The organism is Nonomuraea sp. NPDC050478 (genome assembly GCF_044458265.1).
Classification (GTDB): domain Bacteria; phylum Actinomycetota; class Actinomycetes; order Streptosporangiales; family Streptosporangiaceae; genus Nonomuraea; species Nonomuraea ferruginea.
This window is the reverse complement of sequence record NZ_JBITHT010000001.1, coordinates 16,697-34,281: the sequence shown is the minus strand read 5'-3', so window position 1 is coordinate 34,281 and position 17,585 is coordinate 16,697. Positions and strand designations below refer to the sequence as shown.

Below are 17,585 nucleotides of genomic sequence, written 5' to 3'. Positions count from 1 at the left end.
TGGAGGACCCTGTGGCGAACCTGTCGCCGCGCCGGCTGCTGCCGCTGCTTTCCACCCCGCACAAGGGTGGCCGATCCGCGATGACCTGTCAGTTCCGATGCGGCAACCAGTGCGCGCACGACGTGGCCAACACCAGCGGCAACCCGTACTTCGGCGAGGTGGCCGAGCAGGCGCTGTCCCGCCGGGGCGTGCTGCGCGCCGGTGCGCTGGGCGCGCTGGTGGCCGGCGCCGGCGTGACGATGGGGGCGGCCCCGGCGATGGCCGACCCGGGCAGGTCCGGCCCCCCGCGTGGCAAGGGCGGGCTCGGCTTCGAGCCGGTGGCGCCCAACAAGGCTGACGCGCTGACCGTGCCCAAGGGGTACAGGTCGTCGGCGGTGGTGCGCTGGGGTGACCCGGTGCTGCCGGGCGCGCCCGCGTTCGACTTCGACAACCAGACGGCCGAGGCGCAGGCCATGCAGTTCGGCTACAACTGTGACTACGTGACGCTCTTCGAGATGAACCGCAACCGCGGGCTGCTGTGGGTGAACCACGAGTACACCGACGAGAACCTGATGTTCCGCGGTTACACCGGCGGGACGGCGGCCACCGAGGAGCAGATCAAGATCGCGATGGCGGCCCACGGCGGCTCGGTGGTCGAGGTGGAGCGGGTCCGCAACACGGGCGAGTGGAAGCTCGTCACCAACGGGCGCCGCCGCTACAACCGGCGGATCACGGTGTCGACGCCGATGCGGTTCTCCGGTCCGGCCGCCGGCAGCGACCTGCTGAAGACGGCCGCCGACCCCAAGGGCGTCAAGCCGGTCGGCATGCTCAACAACTGCGCCGGCGGCACCACCCCGTGGGGCACGGTGCTGACCGCCGAGGAGAACTTCAACCAGTACTTCGTCAACGGTGACAAGGTCCCCGAGGCGCAGAAGCCGTACATCACCCGCTACAGCATCCCGTCGGGCACCGCGGGCCGCCGGTTCGACCGCATCGAGGAGCGGTTCGACCTGGAGAAGCACCCGAACGAGGTCAACCGGTTCGGCTGGATCGTGGAGATCGACCCGTTCGACCCGGACTCGACCCCGATCAAGCGGACCGCGCTGGGCCGCTTCGCGCACGAGGCCGCGACGACGACGATCTCCCGTGACGGCCGCCTGGTCGCCTACATGGGCGACGACTCGCGCTTCGAGTACGTCTACAAGTTCGTCTCCAAGGGCCGCTACATCAAGGGCCACGACCGGCACAACCGCACCCTGCTGGACGAGGGCACGCTGTACGTCGCCAGGTTCACCGGCGACAGCCCGAAGGAGGAGCTCGACGGCTCGGGCAGGCTGCCGTCGGACGGCGCCTTCGACGGCTCGGGCGAGTGGATCCCGCTGGTGAGCGGCGACAGGTCGTTCGTCGAGGGCATGACCGCCGCGGAGGTGCTGGTCTACACCCGCGCCGCCGCCGACAAGGTGTCGGCCACCAAGATGGACCGCCCCGAGGACATGGAGCGCAACCCCGTCACCGGCGGCGTCTACATCGCGCTGACCAACAACTCCAACCGCACCCCGGCCCAGGTGGACGAGGCCAACCCGCGCGCCGCCAACAAGCACGGCCACGTGGTGGAGCTGATCGAGCAGCGCGACGACGCGGCGGCCAAGAAGTTCTCCTGGTCGGTCCCGCTGGTCTGCGGCGACCCGAACGACCCCTCGACCTACTTCGCCGGGTTCGACAAGACCAAGGTGTCGCCGATCTCCTGCCCGGACAACCTGGCCTTCGACCCCGACGGCAACCTGTGGATCTCCACTGACGGCAACGCCCTCGGCACCAACGACGGCCTGTTCGTGATGCCGGTCAAGGGCAAGGAGCGCGGTTACGTACGCCAGTTCCTCACCGTGCCGGTCGCCGCGGAGACCTGCGGTCCGCTGATCAGCGACGACCAGCTCAGCGTGTGGGTCGCGGTGCAGCACCCCGGCGAGGCGGACGGCGCGACGCCCGACCGGCCCGCCAGCCGCTGGCCCGACGGCGAGGGCAGCCAGCCGCGGCCGTCGGTGGCCGTGGTCTGGCACGAGCGCGGCAAGAAGATCGGCGCTTGACCTAAAGAGAGGTTCAGGTTTTAGCCTCCATGCCATGAGCATGGAAGTGACTGCCTGGCATCAGCTGTATTCACTGAACAACGAACCGGAGCGTCGCCAGATCTCGAAGGCGACGCTCCGCCGCGTGTGGGGGTTCGCCCGGCCGCACCGCCGGAAACTGACGCTGTTCCTGGGCCTGAGCGTGGTGATGGCGGCGCTGGCGGTGGCCCCGCCGGTGCTGGCCGGCCGGGTGCTCGACGCGATCGGCGCGGGCGAGCCGGTGGGCGTGGTGATCGGGCTGGCGGGCCTGATCGCCGGTCTGGCCCTGGCCGAGGCGGGGCTGGGGCTGGTGGCCCGCTGGCTGTCGGCCGGCCTCGGCGAGGGCCTGATCCTGGACCTGCGCACGGCGGTCTTCGACCACGTGCAGCGCATGCCCGTCGCGTTCTTCACCAGGACGCGTACGGGCGCGCTGGTGAGCAGGCTGAACAACGACGTGATCGGGGCGCAGCGGGCGTTCACCGACACGCTCTCGGGCGTCGTGGGCAACGTGGTGACGCTGGTGCTGGCGATCACCGTCATGATCTCGCTGTCGTGGCAGATCACGCTGCTGGCGCTGCTGCTGCTCCCGGTGTTCGTGCTGCCGGCCCGCCGGATGGGCACCAGGATCGCCCGGCTGCGGCGGGAGGCCGCCGACCACAACGCGGCCATGGGGTCCCAGATGACCGAGCGCTTCTCGGCGCCGGGGGCGACGCTGGTGAAGCTGTTCGGCCGGCCTGTCAGGGAGTCGGCCGAGTTCGCGGCGCGGGCCGGGCGGGTGCGCGACATCGGGGTGCGCACGGCCATGACCCAGTCGGCGTTCATCACCGCGCTGACGCTGGTCTCGTCGTTGGCCCTGGCGCTGGTCTACGGGCTGGGCGGCTTCTACGCGCTGGCCGGACGGCTGGACGCGGGCTCGGTGGTGGCGCTGGCACTGCTGATCACCCGGCTCTACTCGCCGCTGACCGCCCTGGCCAGCGCCCGGGTGGACGTGATGAGCGCGCTGGTCAGCTTCGAGCGCGTCTTCGAGGTGCTCGACCTGGAGCCGCTGATCAAGGAGAAGCCGGACGCGCGGGCCGTGCCCGAGGGGCCGGTGTCGATCGAGTTCGACGACGTGCGCTTCGCGTACCCGTCGGCCGACAAGGTGTCGCTCGCCTCGCTGGAGGAGGTGGCCGCGCTCGACACCCGCGGCGGCGTCGAGGTGCTGCACGGCGTCTCCTTCACCGCCGCGCCCGGCCAGACGGTCGCCCTGGTGGGCTCGTCGGGCGCGGGAAAGTCGACGATCGCCCAGCTCATCCCGCGGCTGTACGACGTGGACGCGGGCGCGGTGCGGATCGGCGGCGTGGACGTGCGCGACCTGGCCGCCGACTCCATCAGGGGGACGCTCGGCATGGTCACCCAGGACGGTCATCTGTTCCACGACACGATCAGGAACAACCTGCTGTTCGTCCGGCCGGACGCCGCCGAGGAGGAGCTGTGGGACGCGCTGCGCCGGGCCAGGCTCGGCGACCTGATCGAGTCCCTGCCCGACCGGCTGGACACGGTCGTGGGCGAGCGCGGCTACCGGCTGTCGGGAGGCGAGCGCCAGCGGCTGACGATCGCCCGGCTGCTGCTGGCCGGGTCGCGGGTGGTCATCCTGGACGAGGCCACGGCCGCGCTCGACTCCACCAACGAGGCGGCCGTGCAGGAGGCCCTGGCCGAGGCGCTCGACGGGCGCACCGCGGTGGTGATCGCGCACCGGCTGTCCACGATCCGCGCCGCCGACGTCATCCTGGTCATCGAGGACGGTCGGGTGGCCGAGCGTGGCACGCACGCCGAGCTGCTCGCCGCCGGCGGCCGTTACGAGGAGCTGTACCGCACCCAGTTCGCCGAGCCCGTCGTCGCCGTGTGAGCCCGCGGCTCAGCGGCGGGGGGAGCGGGCCAGGGCGGCCAGGGCGGCGCCGGCCAGGGCGACCGCGAACAGCACCGCGTACGTCCGCTGGAAGCCGGCCATGAGCTGGTCGAGCGCCACCGGTGAGAGCCGTGACAGCGTCCCCGCGTACACCTGGGCCCGGACCTCGGGGCCGACGGCGCTGCCGAGCACGCTCAGCGACAGCCCGACGCTGAGCACCACGCCGACGTTCATCACCATGAGCCGGAACCCGTTCACCACGCCCAGGCTCCCGCTCGGCAGCGCGCCCATCACCTGGGTGGTGTTGCCGGTCAGGAAGGTCCCGCTGCCGCAGCCGGCCACGAACAGCCCGAGCCCGATCACCCAGTACGGGGTGCCGGGGTCGGTCGCCAGCAGGAGCGCGCCGAGCCCGGCGGAGCTCATCAGGGCCCCGCCGATGCTCAGCGCGTACGGCGACACCCTGCGCCCGAGCGCGCCCACGATCGGCGAGGCCAGCCCCATGCCCACCGGCACAGGCAGCACGCTCAGCCCGGCCTCGAAGGGACCGAGTCCTCGGGCCGCCTGGAAGTAGAGCGCCACCACGAGGATCAGCGAGGCCCTGGCGACCGCGTTGCAGAAGGAGGCCAGGTTCGCGCAAGCCAGCATCCGCCCGCCGAACAGGCGCAGGTCGAGCACCGGGTGGGCGGCCCGCCGCTCCACGATCACGATCAGCGGCACCAGCAACGCGAACACGCCGGCCCCGGCCAGCACCACCGGGCTGGTCAGCCCGCCCGACCCGGCCTCCGACAGGGCCAGCAGCACCGCCGACAGGGCCGAGAACACGAGCGCGTTGCCCAGCGCGTCCACCGGGCGCCGGGGCCCGCGCGGCATCTTGCGCAGCGTGACCGCTCCCCAGACGACCGCGGCCAGCCCGGCGGGCACGTTGACCCAGAAGATCCACTGCCAGCCCGCGGTGGACGCGATCAGCCCGCCCAGCGTGGGCCCGGCGAGCTGGGCGACCGACAGGGTGCCCATGTAGACGCCCATGCCCTGGCTCAGCCGGTCGGGCGGGAAGGCCTCGGTGATGATGACGGTGCCGTTGGCCAGGATCATGGCCGCGCCCACGGCCTGCAGCACCCGCATGGCGACCAGGAACCACACGTCCGGCGAGAACCCGGCCAGCAGCGAGGCCAGGGTGAACAGGGCGAACCCGGCCAGATAGACCTCCCGCCGGCCGAGCAGGTCGGCGACCCGGCCGAAGAACATCAGGCTCGCGGTGTTCGTCAGGAGGAAGGCCAGCAGGATCCACCCCGACTGGAACGGGGTGGCGTGGAAGTGGCGCACGACGGTGGGGAGCGCCACGTTGAGCGTGCTGCCGGCCATGCCGATGAGGATCAGCCCCAGACTGGTGACCGAGCACACACGCCACGCGTAACGTAACCGGGCCTGATCGGGGGAGACGGCGACCATGCCTTCCACTATGACGTACGACGTACGTCCGCGGTCAGCTGGGTGAGGGGTATTCTAGAATTCTGTTCACCGAGCGCGTTTGCGCAGTCCCTCCAGGTCGTGGATGACCACCCGGCGCCGCCCGGTCTCGATCAGCCCGCGGTCGCGTAACGTGCGCAGCGCCTTGCTGACCGCCTCCCTGGACGCGCCCGTCCACCCGGCGAGCTCGTCCTGCGACAGCGGCAGCGCCACCCGCACCCCGCTGTTGGTCTTCTCGCCGTAGCGCTCGGCCAGCTCGATCAGCCGGGTGGCCACCCGGCCCGTGGTGTCGAACGCGCCGTACTCGATGCGCTTGCGGTCGGAGTCGCGCAGCCGGTCGGTGACCATCCGCATGAGCAGCACCGCGATCCGCCCGTGCTCCTGGAGGAAGCCGGGGAAGTCGCGGACGACGATGCCGGAGATGGGCTCCAGCGCCGTCACCGTGGCCGAGCGGGGCGAGCCGTCGATGCTCGACATGTCCCCGAGCAGCCCGCCCGCCCCGCGCACGGCCAGCACCACCTCGGTGCCGCCGCTGGTGTGGGAGGACACCTTGACCCGGCCCTCGGTCAGCACGAGCACCCAGTCGGAGGTGTCGCCTTCCGACATGACCGTCGCCCCGCGGTCCCACCTGCGCGGCCGTCCGGCCGCGCGCAGGGCCTCGATCTCGTCGTCGGTGAGCATGGAGAGGAACTCGCCCGGCTCTGCCTTCATGCGCCCGATTATGTCCGTACGACGAGCGTCGTAGCTATCGCATTGACGTGAGAACGTACGCCTCGACGAGTTCCTGCTTGCCCTTCAGGCTCAGCTTGCCCAGCGGCCGCACGGTCACGCCGTCGCCGAGCCCCTTGAGCGTGGCCGAGCCGATCACCACCGTGCCGGGTTCGGCCAGCGACTCCAGCCGGGAGGCCACGTTCACGCAGTCGCCCATCGCGTTGAAACCGCGCAGTTCCGGGCTGCCGATGTTGCCCACCAGCGCCGGCCCGGTGTTGACCCCCACCCGGAACGTCGGCCACGGCTCCTGGCCGGTCCGCCGCCACGCCATCTCCTCGGCCACCTCGGCGGCGGCCCGCTGCATCGCCAGCGCGGCCGCGCAGGCGGCCCTGGCGTGCCCTTCCTGCGTGGCCGGGGCGTTGAACAGGGCCAGCATCGCGTCGCCGACGAACTGCACGATCGTGCCGCCGTTGGAGAGGACGCACGGCACCGCGGCCGTGTGGTAGCGGTTGAGCATCTCCACGATCTCGCCCGGCGCGACCCGTTCGGAGAACGAGGTGAACCCCTTCAGGTCGGCGAAGAGCGCGGTGACCTCCTTGACCTGGCCGCCCAGCTCGGCCTGGGCCGGGTCGGCGAGCAGCGCGTTCGCCACGTCGGGCGACATGTACTGCCGGAAGAGCGTGTGCAGCTCGCTGTAGAGGCGGGCGTTCTCCAGCGAGATGGACAGCTGCCCGGCCAGGGTGGCGGCCAGCGCCTCGTCCTGCTCGGTGCGGCCGATCGGCACCTCCAGCACCCCGGCCAGCCGGTTCTTGACGGTCAGCGGGAAGGCGATGCGGCCGTCCCCCCTGACGGGGACGTCGCCGGGGAACTCGTACGAGCGCGACCCGATCTGCGCCTGACCGTCGGACACCAGCCCGATCCGCACGTCACCGTACGCCTGCCTGACCCGGTCCAGCGCCGCGGCCAGCAACGCCTGCTCCGGCAGGCCGACGCGGGTCTGGGCGCTCACGTCGACGAGCGCGCCCAGCCGCTCGGACAGCTCGCGCTCGTCGGCCAGCGCCCGGCCCGCCCGGTCGAGCACCGCCGCCTGGCCCTCGCTCAGCCGGAACTTGCCCGACAGCCGGGAGGCGGCCAGTGGCTCGCCCCGCCGCACGTGCTCGACCAGCTCCTCCAGCGCGCGGTCGTAGTCGCGCTGGATGCGCCGCACGGTCGCCGAGAGCGCCACCGAGTCGAACAGCCCCGCGCTCGACCCCTCCCGCCTGAACTGCAGGTAGGCGCTGTAGGCGACGAACCCGAAGGCGAACGTCAGCAGGACGTGCCACTCCCACCAGGTCAGGTGCCAGTTGAGCTGCGGCATCCCGGCGATCATGCACTCGGCCAGCAGCGCGTACGCCGTGATCAGGCTGATCAGCATGGCCGACGGCCGCCGCCGGTGGAGTACGAACATCATCACGGCGGCCGCCGCGTAGAGCGCCAGCCCCGGCACCGACAGCCACACCACCCAGACCACCGGGTCCGTGAGCGGCGGCCGGCTGAGCGGGGTCACGTCCGGGACCAGCGAGGCCAGCCCCCACAGCGCCATGAACCCGAAGAGCACGCCGCGGATCACGTGCTGCGCCCTGAACACCTGGCCGGCCGCCCGCTCGTCCAGCGGCAGCGCCGAGGCGAACGCGAACCCGGAGGCGATCGTCAGCCCGACCGTCTGCCCCAGGTCGAAGCCGAGCGACCCGGTGGGCAGGATCACCTTCGGGGTGGCCAGCCCGTGCAGGAAGAAGAAGCCCGCGCTGCTGATGAACACCATGGAGACCAGGAACAGGCGGGCGTCCTGCCGCTTGCGCGAGGCCTCGCTGATGAGTGTGCCGAGCCCGACGTTCAGCCCGGCGACGATCACGATCATCCAGAAATGGCTGGGGTTGTGCTGCCACTCGACGTTCAGGTGCGGCTGCGCGAGCAGCAGCCAGAACCCGAGCAGCGGCAGCGAGAGGTGGATCACCCAGACGACCCCGCGCACCGGCTGGGTGGCGGGAGGAAGGTAAGGCGCGGGCGTCGGCACGCCCTGATTATCCCTGCGGGACCGGGCCTGCCAATGCGTCTTTTTACGCGCATCAACCTTCATGACAGGTCAAGTAACGTCAGAACATATTGTCACGCACTGTTTCGTAATCGACACGTTATGTGAGAGCTGTCATCCATTGGAACGGTTGACGCGTGAGAACCATGAGCAACATCCGTATCTGAGAGGGACCATTCGATGAAGATTCTGCGCGTGGCCGCGGTGGGCGCGCTGGCCGCCTCACTTCTCACCGTGGGGGGCGCCGCCACCGCCTCTTCCGCCACCACCACCGCCGCGGCCGCGGCCGCGGCCGGCGAGGTCACGGCCTGCGTGCACAAGAAGTCGCGGTACGTCCGGATCATCAACGCGTCCGGCAAGTGCAAGCCGGCCGAGATCCGGATGAAGATCGGCGGTGGCGAGACGGTGACCCAGACCGCGGTCACGTCCGGTCCCAAGGGCGACACCGGGGCGCAGGGCCCCAAGGGTGACACCGGCGCCCAGGGCCCGCGCGGCATGCGCGGCCCCCAGGGCAAGCAGGGCGCCCAGGGCCCGAAGGGCGACGCCGGGCCGCAGGGCCCGAAGGGGGAGCAGGGCGACAAGGGCCCCAAGGGTGACACCGGCCCGGCCGGTCCCAAGGGCGACAGCGGCCCGGCGGGGCCGAAGGGTGAGAAGGGCGACAAGGGCCCCAAGGGTGACACCGGGCCGGCGGGTCCCCAGGGCAAGCAGGGCGTCCCGGGCCCGAAGGGCGAGAAGGGCGAGCCGGGCAGGGACGGTAAGGACGGCGGCGGCAGCTTCACGACCTACACCAAGACCCAGCAGTTCTCCCGCAGCGGCGCCAGCGCCAACTGCAACCAGGGTGACCTGGCGACCGGCGGCGGCTTCGCCGTCAGCTCGGGCACGCAGGTCATCGCCAGCGCCCCCACCGGCTCCGGCACCTGGACCGTCACGATCCAGGGCCATGGCCAGACGAGCGGCACCGTCTACGTGGTGTGCCTGAAGAAGAGCTCCTGACACACCGAAAGGGCCGGTACGGGGCGCGTACCGGCCCTTTCTCGCGTCCGGTCTCAGCCGAAGAGCGCCGGCAGCGTGGCCGCGTGCGTCTCCCGCAGCTCCTCGACCGGCACCTCCAGCACGCCCTCGACCACCAGCGACGTCCCGCCCGTGACGCCCAGCCCGTAGCACGGCACGTCGTGCTCGGCGCAGAGCTTGGCCAGGTCGTCGAACGCCTCCGGCCGCACCGCGACCAGCGCCCTGGCCGCCGACTCGCTGAACAGCTCGGTGAACGGGTCGCCGGTGAGCGTCACCCGGGCGCCCACGCCGCGCGCCATGCAGGACTCCGCCAGCGCGATGGCCAGGCCGCCGTCGGACAGGTCGTGCGAGCCCTCCAGCAGGCCCCGCGCGGCCGCCGTCACCAGCACCCGGCCCAGCCCCTGCTCGGCCTCCAGGTCCGCCTCGGGCGGCAGGCCGCCCAGGTGGCCGTGCTCGACGTGCGCCCACTCCGAGCCGCCGAACTCGGCCCGCGTCTCACCCAGCAGCGCCACCCGCAGACCCTCGCCGGTGAACCCGGTCGGCACCCGCCTGGCCACGTCGTTGATCACGCCGAGCACGCCGACCACCGGGGTCGGGTTGATCGCCGTCGACCCGGTCTGGTTGTAGAAGGACACGTTGCCGCCGGTCACCGGCACGCCCAGGATCCGGCAGGCGTCGGCCAGGCCGCGCACCGCCTCGGCGAACTGCCACATCACCTCGGGGTCCTCCGGCGAGCCGAAGTTGAGGCAGTTGGTGACGGCCAGCGGCCTGGCGCCGGTGACGGCCACGTTGCGGTACGCCTCGGCCAGCGCGAGCTGCGCCCCCGCGTACGGGTCGAGCTTGGCGTAGCGGCCGTTGCCGTCGGTCGACAGCGCGATGCCGCGGGTGGTCGGCTCGGCCCCCTCGATGTCCTCCGCCACACGCAGCATCCCCGCGTCGGCGGGCTGGGCGAGGACCGTGTTGGAGCGTACGTACCGGTCGTACTGGCCGGTCACCCACTCCTTCGACGCCAGGTTGGGCGAGCCGAGCAGCCGCAGCAGCGTCGCGCGCAGGTCGGACGGGCGCTCCAGCCGGTCGGGGGTGTCGGCGTTCAGCGCCGCCTGCCCCGACGGCTCGTGGTAGGGGCGCTCGTAGACCGGGCCGTCGTCGGCCGCGGTGCCCGGCGGGATGTCGACGATGACCTCGCCGTTCCAGGTCATCACGAGCCGGCCGGTGTCGGTCACCTCGCCGATCACGGTGGCGGGGACGTCCCACTTCTCGCAGATCGCCATGAACGCCGGGATGTCGGAGGGCCGGACGACGGCCATCATCCGCTCCTGCGACTCGCTCATCAGGATCTCCTCCGGGCGCAGGGAGGGATCGCGGAGCGGGACCAGGTTGAGGTCGACGTCCATGCCGCCGGTGCCCTTGGCGGCCAGCTCGGTGGTCGCGCAGGACACGCCGGCCGCGCCGAGGTCCTGGATGCCGACGACCACGTCGGCCGCGTACAGCTCCAGGCAGCACTCGATGAGCAGCTTCTCCATGAACGGGTCGCCCACCTGGACGGCGGGCCGCTTGGCCGCGGACTCGTCCTCGAACGTCGCGCTGGCCAGCACGCTCGCGCCGCCGATGCCGTCGGGGCCCGTCGAGGCGCCGAACAGCACCACCTTGTTGCCCGGCCCCGGCGCGGTCGCCAGCTTGATCTGGTCCTTGCGCAGCAGGCCCACGCAGAGCGCGTTGACCAGCGGGTTGCCGATGTAGCACGGGTCGAAGACGACCTCGCCGCCGATGTTGGGCAGGCCGAGGCAGTTGCCGTAGTGGCTGATGCCCTCCACCACGCCGGGCAGCACCCGGCGGGTGTCGGCCTGGTCGGCGCCGCCGAACCGCAGGGAGTCCATCACCGCGATCGGCCGCGCGCCCATCGACATGATGTCGCGGACGATCCCGCCGACACCGGTGGCCGCACCCTGGTGCGGCTCGACGTACGAGGGATGGTTGTGCGACTCGATCTTGAACGTGGCGGCCCAGCCGTCGCCGATGTCGACCACGCCCGCGTTCTCGCCCATGCCCACCAGCAGGGCGTCGGAATGCGGGGCCTTGGTGGCGAACTGCTTGAGATGCACCTTCGACGACTTGTACGAGCAGTGCTCGGACCACATGACGCTGTAGATGGCCAGCTCGGAGCCGGTCGGGCGGCGGCCCAGGATCTCGCGGACCCGGTCGTACTCGTCCTGCTTCATGCCCAGCTCGGCGAAGGGCATCGGCTCGTCGGGAGTGACCTCCGCACGCTTGACGGAGTCGGTGCTCATGCGTCCACCAGCTTCTTGAGAATGGAGGTGAAGAAGCCGAGGCCGTCGGTGCCCGGCGCGCCGACCAGCTCCTCGACCGCGTGCTCGGGATGCGGCATCAGGCCGACGACGTTGCCCGCCTCGTTGCGCACCCCGGCGATGTCGTTGAGCGAGCCGTTGGGGTTGCCGCCCACGTAACGGACCACGACCCGCCCGGTGGCCTCCAGCTCGGCCAGCGTCTCCGGGTCGGCCACGTAACGGCCCTCGCCGTGCTTGACCGGCAGCGTGATCTCCTGACCGGCCGCGTACGCGTTCGTCCACGCCGTGTCGGCCGTCTCGATCCGCACCCGCTGGTCGCGGCAGACATAGTGGAGCGAGGCGTTACGCGTCAGCGCGCCGGGCAGCAGATGGGCCTCGCACAGGATCTGGAACCCGTTGCAGGTGCCCAGCACCGGCAGCCCCGCCCGCGCGGCGGACACGATCTCCTCCATCAGCGGCGCGAACCGGGAGATGGCCCCGCACCGGAGATAGTCGCCATAGGAGAACCCGCCCGGCAGGAAGACCGCGTCGACCCCCTTGAGATCCCGGTCGGCGTGCCACAGCGGCACCGGCTCCCCGCCCACGAGGCGCACGGCCTTGGCGGCATCCTGGTCGTCGAGTGTGCCTGGAAACGTCACTACGCCCACGCGGGCAGCGCTCATGACTGTCGTCCCCTCCGAGGAGTTGCGCAGCCGCCATCTCCGTGGCAGGCGGCGGTCACTTCAGGCTATCGGGTGCGCCCCGATGCTCCTCATCACCCTCCGCCCTTCGTACGCCCACCCAAGGCCCTCGCTCCGCTCGGACGCCCTCCCAGAGGGCAACCGCCCGACGCCCCACAAGCGGCCATAGGCATCAGGAGATCCGGGGCCCGGCGTCGAATGCGCGAGCGGACGAAAACAGCAGTTGATCATGGACGTTTCTGACATGAAGCGGGGGACGATCCTGATATTGCTCTGCGGACGTTTCCCGCCCAACGCGTGCAGAGCCAGGTCAGGCGGGGCTCCTCGGTGGACGTGGACTCGCTCGTACATCGCGATCTCAAGGACATCATTCGCCGACGTCCGGCCAGTCCCGGTCGTCGATCCCTGACCGCAAGAGGCGGTCGCTCAGGAAACCGGGGGTTGAACGGAGCTTTCTGCTGCTGCGGGTTAGCGGGTCTGGCGGGGGGCAGCCGAAGGGGGAGGCGTCCATCGAAGGAGGGGCATCATGGTCGTCAAGCCCGCTGAGGACGAGCACCCCAAGCAGTTCACCCTGCCCATGGTCGGCACGATCACCGTGCCGGAGTGCCCGCACCTCGCCTTCTACGTGGTCCTCGTCTCCATGGGCGCGCTGGGAGTCGTGGAATGGCCCGTCGTGGCCATCGTCGGCGTGGGCCATCTGCTGGCCAGCCAGACCCGCTTCCCCAGGCTGCAGCAGGCCGGAGAAGCCGTCGAGTCAGCGTGAGCCGGGCGGGCGCTCAGCCCACGTGGCCCAGCGCCAGAGCCACTCCAGAGGCCCTTGGCGGTAGCGGCGCAGCCAGAGGGCGGAGAACAGCCACTGGGCCGCCAGGACGGCTCCCGCGGTCAGGAACGCCACCTGAGAGGACTCGCCGATCGGCAGGCCGAGGAGGTGGGCGGCGGCCAGGACGAGGACCGTGGCGGTCAGGTAGTTGGTCAGGGCCATCTTGCCCAGCGGCGCGAAGACGACCCGCAGCACAGGTCGCAGCGGCGTTCTGAGCAGGACCAGCAGGGCGCACACGACCACGCCGGCGACCAGCAGATCGGCCAGGCCGGTCGCGAAGGACGGGCCCGCCCCGGGCCTCGTCCACAGTGCGGCGGCCGCCCCCGCCGCGAAGACCAGCCCCAGGAGGAGCGGCCACAGGGTGGACCGTTCGATGTGCTCGATCACCCCGTACCGGACCAGCGCCGAGCCCAGCAGGAACAGCCCGGCGATCAGCAGGGGCCCGCCCCCGGCGACCAGCGCCGCGGGGATGAACACGGCGGCGAGGCCCGCCACGGCCCACCGGGGCAGCCAGGAAGAAGGCAGCAGCACCAGCAGGCCGACGACGGCGTACTTGGTCAGGATCTCGCCCGGCCACAGCAGCATGTGCAGCAGGCCGATCGCGAGCAGCGCCGCGAGCCGGCGCAGGAGGACCAGCCACGGGCGGGCGGCGCGGTCGGCGGCGGAGTCCAGCAGCAACGAGAACCCGATGCCGAACAGCAGGGAGAAGATCGGCAGCCCGAGCCAGGGGTCCCAGTCGCCCAGCGGCTGGGTCACGACGGCGGTGCCGCCGGTGGCCATCAGCTGGATGTTGGCGAGCAGGATCTCGCAGAGGGTGAACCCGCGGAGCACGTCGAGCGCGATGATGCGGGGCCGCCCGGACGCGGGCGCCGCGGGCGTGAGTGGGTGGTCGGGAAGGCGTTCTGGGGGGAGTTCTGCGCTTGGCATGGGGCCTCATCCTGCAAGGCCACCGAGAGGACGACACCGGCCGGAAGCAGGATTCACGGCGTCCGTGATCATACTTTCGGCCGGTTCGGCGCGAGACGCCGGGCGCTGTCAGTAGCTGTCGCGCCAGCGGTACCAGTGGCCCCGCAGATGCTTGAAGGACGAGGCGACCGACGGGTTGGAGTCGTCCACGGGCGCCCGGTCAGGGCTCCACACGTAGCCGTACGGGTCCACGCCGGGCCCGTGCTCGCCCACCTGGAAATAGACCCGGTCATCCTTCCGGAAAACGGCCTGGAACCCGACCTCCCCGACCTTCCGCGGCCGGACCGCGTCGTCGGGACCGGTGGCCCGGGCCACGCGCTCCATCGCGGTGAGGGATCGTACGACGAGCTGGTCGTCGCCGTGCCCGCAGGACGCCAGGGACACCAGCGCGACGCAGGCGAGCGCTTTCCTCATGCGTTGATCGTAAGCGGGAGGGATCAGACCGCGGCGAGTTCGCGGGAGCGGGCGGGCTCTTCGTTCTCCCAGGCGAGCTGCTTGCGCAGGTGGACCGTCGTGCCCCGGCCCGGCGTGATGCCGAAGGAGATCTCGTCGACCACCGAGCGCATGATGAGCAGGCCGCGGCCGTTCTCGGTGTCGGGGGGCGGGAAGCGGAGCGGCATCGACGGCAGGCCGCCGCCGTTGTCGGCCACGCGCACGTCGCAGCGGCCGTAGCCGATCGACGCGGAGACCTCGTAGCGGTTGGCGGGGCCGCCGTGGCGCACCGCGTTGGAGCATGCCTCGGAGACAGCGAGCAGCATGTCGGCGATGCACGACTCACTCACGTGCAGCGAACGCATCGCATCGCCAAGCACTCGCCTGACCATCGGGATGCCGATCGCATCCCGTGGCAGTGCCAACGAGAACTCAATGTCCACCGGACTCCTCCGGGCTCCGGAATGTCACCTGGAGTAGGTTTCCCCGTGAAATCGGGGCTAACCGCAAAATCACGCGGTTGTTATTTACTGTTGGCATGCCCGTGGCATTGTGGTACGCCGGAATGCGGCTTTAGCCACGTCAGGCCCTATGTGAAATGTGCTGTCCTACTCTTCCACTCTGACCGTGAAGTCCTCGATCACGGTGTTGGCGAGAAGAGTCTCGGCCATCTTTCGGACGTCCGCAATGGCCGCCTCGTCGGCGGGGCCGTCGAGCTCCAGCTCGAACCGCTTGCCCTGGCGCACGGCCGACACACCGGAGAAGCCCAGCCGGGGCAGCGCTCGGGCGACCGCCTGGCCCTGCGGGTCGAGGATCTCGGGCTTCAGCATCACGTCAACGATCACGCGCGCCACTGCGTTCCTCCTGGGTACGGCGGGGTTGGCAAACCACAGCCTACCGGCGTGTGTTCGCCGCCAGAACGTGGGGAACGGGGAGGGCATGGGGCTTGCGCGAAGGACTGTGACGTCTGCCACCATGGCCTCAAGCGCGTACGAACCACCATCACACGGTCCGACGCACCCAAAGGCCGGTCAGAGGTGGAAAACCCATCGACACCGGTCCCGATTGCACAGGAGTGGCACGTGACCATCGACGCCTCTCGTGGTGCCGAAGCACCCCCGGAGCTCGTCCAGCTACTCACCCCCGAGGGCGAGCGGGTCCAGCACCCCGACTACGACATCGACCTGACACCGGAAGAGGTCAGGTCCCTCTACCGCGACCTCGTCCTCGTGAGGCGCGTCGACCTGGAGGCCGTCGCCCTGCAGCGCCAGGGCGAGCTCGGCATCTGGGCCTCGCTGCTCGGCCAGGAGGCCGCGCAGATCGGCTCCGGCCGGGCGCTGACCGACGCCGACATGGCCTTCCCCACCTACCGCGAGCACGGCGTGGCGTGGTGCCGCGACGTCGACCCGGTCAAGCTCCTGGGCCTGTTCCGCGGCGTCAACCACGGCGGGTGGGACCCGAAGGAGCACAACTTCCACCTCTACACGATCGTCATCGGCAGCCAGACGCTGCACGCCGTCGGCTACGCCATGGGCATCCAGCGCGACGACGCCGACGCCGCGACGATCGTCTACTTCGGCGACGGCGCCACCTCGCAGGGCGACGTGAACGAGTCGTTCATCTGGGCCAGCGTGTTCAACGCGCCGATCGTGTTCTTCTGCCAGAACAACCAGTGGGCCATCTCCGAGCCGCTGGAGAAGCAGACCCGCATCCCGCTCTACCGCAGGGCGTCCGGGTTCGGCTTCCCCGGCGTCCGGGTCGACGGCAACGACGTCTTCGCCTGCCTCGCCGTCACCCGTCAGGCGCTCAAGAACGCCCGCGAGGGCCAGGGGCCCATGCTCATCGAGGCGTTCACGTACCGGATGGGCGCCCACACCACCACCGACGACCCCACCCGCTACCGCGTGGCCAGCGAGCTGGAGGCGTGGAAGCTCAAGGACCCGATCGAGCGCGTCAAGGCCTACCTGTTCAAGAACGAGCTGGCCGACCAGGAGTTCCTCGACGCCGTCGAGGCGGAGGCCGACCAGCTCGGCGCCGACCTGCGCCGGCGCTGCCTGGCCCTGCCCGACCCCGAGCCGACGGCCATCTTCGAGCACGTGTACGCCGAGCCGCACGCCCTGATCGACGAGGAACGCGCCCAGTTCGCCGCCTACCTGGAGGGGTTCGAGCGATGACGGTGATGAGCCTGTCCAAGGCGCTCAACGAGGGCATGCGCAAGGCCATGGAGGACGACCCCAAGGTCCTCATCATGGGCGAGGACGTCGGCAAGCTCGGCGGCGTGTTCCGGGTGACCGACGGGTTGCAGAAGGACTTCGGCGAGGACCGCGTGATCGACACGCCGCTGGCCGAGTCCGGCATCATCGGCACCGCGATCGGGCTGGCGCTGCGCGGCTACCGGCCGGTGTGCGAGATCCAGTTCGACGGGTTCGTGTTCCCGGCCGCCGACCAGATCATCACCCAGCTGGCCAAGATGCCGATGCGCTCGCTCGGCGCGATCAAGCTCCCGGTGGTCGTACGGATCCCGTGCGGGGGCGGCATCGGCGCCGTCGAGCACCACAGCGAGTCTCCCGAGGCGTACTTCACGCACACCGCCGGGCTGCGCGTGGTGGCCTGCTCCAACCCCGCCGACGCCTACTCGATGATCCAGCAGGCGATCCGCTCCGACGACCCGGTGATCTTCTTCGAGCCCAAGCGGCGCTACTGGGAGAAAGCCGACGTCGACACCGCCGACACCGGCTGGTGGACCCCCATGGACAAGGGCCTGGTGGTGCGCCCCGGCACCGACCTCACCCTGCTGACCCACGGGCCGATGGTCAAGACCTGCCTGGAGGCCGCCCAGGCCGCCGAGGAGGAGGGCCGCTCCCTTGAGGTGATCGACCTGCGCTCGCTCAACCCGCTCGACCAGCCGCTGGTGATGGATTCCGTACGGAAGACCGGGCGGGCGGTCGTGGTGCACGAGGCGCCGGTCAACAACGGGTTCGGCGCCGAGCTCGCCGCCAGGATCACCGAGCGGTGCTTCTACCACCTGGAGTCCCCGGTGCTGCGGGCCGGCGGCTTCTCCACCCCCTACCCGCCGTCCAAGCTGGAGGAGCACTACCTTCCCGACCTGGACCGGGTGCTCGACGCCGTCGACCGCGCCTTCGCGTACTGAC

The 17,585-nt window shown here is 70.9% G+C and carries 15 protein-coding genes; 6 read left to right on the top strand and 9 right to left on the bottom strand.

Translation table 11 applies throughout. The annotated features are described in order from the left end of the window. Positions 1-11 precede the first annotated feature (11 nt). Positions 12-2,063 carry a PhoX family phosphatase gene (locus ACIBF7_RS00160; RefSeq protein WP_271275686.1) on the top strand — a complete coding sequence of 684 codons (2,052 nt, stop codon included), beginning with the start codon at positions 12-14 and terminating at the stop codon, positions 2,061-2,063. Between the two features lie 34 nt (positions 2,064-2,097). Beyond that, the gene (locus ACIBF7_RS00155; protein WP_271275687.1) at positions 2,098-3,969 is read left to right on the top strand and encodes an ABC transporter ATP-binding protein; all 1,872 of its coding nucleotides are present in this window, start codon (positions 2,098-2,100) and stop codon (positions 3,967-3,969) included. Positions 3,970-3,978: 9 nt separating this feature from the next. Here the strand turns inward: ACIBF7_RS00155 and ACIBF7_RS00150 are convergent, their stop codons facing one another. The 3 genes from ACIBF7_RS00150 to ACIBF7_RS00140 form a co-directional block, all read right to left on the bottom strand. Continuing rightward, the gene (locus ACIBF7_RS00150; RefSeq protein ID WP_271275688.1) at positions 3,979-5,418 is read right to left on the bottom strand and encodes an MFS transporter; all 1,440 of its coding nucleotides are present in this window, start codon (positions 5,416-5,418) and stop codon (positions 3,979-3,981) included. A 66-nt stretch (positions 5,419-5,484) separates the two neighbouring features. Further along, positions 5,485-6,147 carry a Crp/Fnr family transcriptional regulator gene (locus ACIBF7_RS00145; RefSeq protein ID WP_148035179.1) on the bottom strand — a complete coding sequence of 221 codons (663 nt, stop codon included), beginning with the start codon at positions 6,145-6,147 and terminating at the stop codon, positions 5,485-5,487. Between the two features lie 34 nt (positions 6,148-6,181). After that, positions 6,182-8,200 (bottom strand): adenylate/guanylate cyclase domain-containing protein, encoded by a 2,019-nt coding sequence (locus tag ACIBF7_RS00140; protein WP_397195962.1) that lies wholly within the window; start codon positions 8,198-8,200, stop codon positions 6,182-6,184. Positions 8,201-8,398: 198 nt separating this feature from the next. Between ACIBF7_RS00140 and ACIBF7_RS00135 the strand changes: the two genes are divergently transcribed. Next, the gene (locus tag ACIBF7_RS00135) at positions 8,399-9,211 is read left to right on the top strand and encodes a hypothetical protein (protein WP_397195961.1); all 813 of its coding nucleotides are present in this window, start codon (positions 8,399-8,401) and stop codon (positions 9,209-9,211) included. Positions 9,212-9,264: 53 nt separating this feature from the next. On the opposite strand, the gene purL is transcribed toward ACIBF7_RS00135, so the two are convergent. Then, positions 9,265-11,517 carry a phosphoribosylformylglycinamidine synthase subunit PurL gene (gene purL / locus ACIBF7_RS00130; protein WP_219546696.1) on the bottom strand — a complete coding sequence of 751 codons (2,253 nt, stop codon included), beginning with the start codon at positions 11,515-11,517 and terminating at the stop codon, positions 9,265-9,267. Next, complete coding sequence (gene purQ / locus ACIBF7_RS00125) at positions 11,514-12,197, bottom strand: phosphoribosylformylglycinamidine synthase subunit PurQ (protein WP_148035175.1); 684 nt, start codon at positions 12,195-12,197, stop codon at positions 11,514-11,516. Before purQ ends, purL begins: the two co-directional genes overlap by 4 nt. Before the next feature lie 544 nt (positions 12,198-12,741). Here purQ and ACIBF7_RS00120 point away from each other — a divergent pair. Further along, the gene (locus ACIBF7_RS00120; RefSeq protein WP_148035173.1) at positions 12,742-12,978 is read left to right on the top strand and encodes a hypothetical protein; all 237 of its coding nucleotides are present in this window, start codon (positions 12,742-12,744) and stop codon (positions 12,976-12,978) included. On the opposite strand, the gene ACIBF7_RS00115 is transcribed toward ACIBF7_RS00120, so the two are convergent. From ACIBF7_RS00115 to purS, 4 genes are all read right to left on the bottom strand, one after another. Continuing rightward, positions 12,970-13,962, bottom strand: coding sequence for a DUF418 domain-containing protein (locus tag ACIBF7_RS00115; RefSeq protein WP_397195960.1), 993 nt, complete (start codon positions 13,960-13,962; stop codon positions 12,970-12,972). The two genes, ACIBF7_RS00120 and ACIBF7_RS00115, sit on opposite strands and share 9 nt — an antisense overlap. Before the next feature lie 108 nt (positions 13,963-14,070). Then, a complete protein-coding gene (locus ACIBF7_RS00110) occupies positions 14,071-14,415 on the bottom strand; it encodes a hypothetical protein (RefSeq protein WP_397195959.1) in 345 nt (114 codons plus the stop codon). A 23-nt stretch (positions 14,416-14,438) separates the two neighbouring features. Beyond that, complete coding sequence (locus ACIBF7_RS00105; RefSeq protein ID WP_219546758.1) at positions 14,439-14,825, bottom strand: ATP-binding protein; 387 nt, start codon at positions 14,823-14,825, stop codon at positions 14,439-14,441. 216 nt (positions 14,826-15,041) lie between these two features. Continuing rightward, positions 15,042-15,287 carry a phosphoribosylformylglycinamidine synthase subunit PurS gene (gene purS / locus ACIBF7_RS00100; protein ID WP_219546690.1) on the bottom strand — a complete coding sequence of 82 codons (246 nt, stop codon included), beginning with the start codon at positions 15,285-15,287 and terminating at the stop codon, positions 15,042-15,044. A 228-nt stretch (positions 15,288-15,515) separates the two neighbouring features. On the opposite strand from purS, the gene pdhA reads away from it, so the two are divergent. Together pdhA and ACIBF7_RS00090 are read left to right on the top strand one after the other, a co-directional pair. Beyond that, a complete protein-coding gene (gene pdhA / locus ACIBF7_RS00095) occupies positions 15,516-16,607 on the top strand; it encodes a pyruvate dehydrogenase (acetyl-transferring) E1 component subunit alpha (protein WP_148035169.1) in 1,092 nt (363 codons plus the stop codon). After that, positions 16,604-17,584, top strand: coding sequence for an alpha-ketoacid dehydrogenase subunit beta (locus ACIBF7_RS00090; protein ID WP_148035168.1), 981 nt, complete (start codon positions 16,604-16,606; stop codon positions 17,582-17,584). Before pdhA ends, ACIBF7_RS00090 begins: the two co-directional genes overlap by 4 nt. Position 17,585 lies beyond the last annotated feature (1 nt).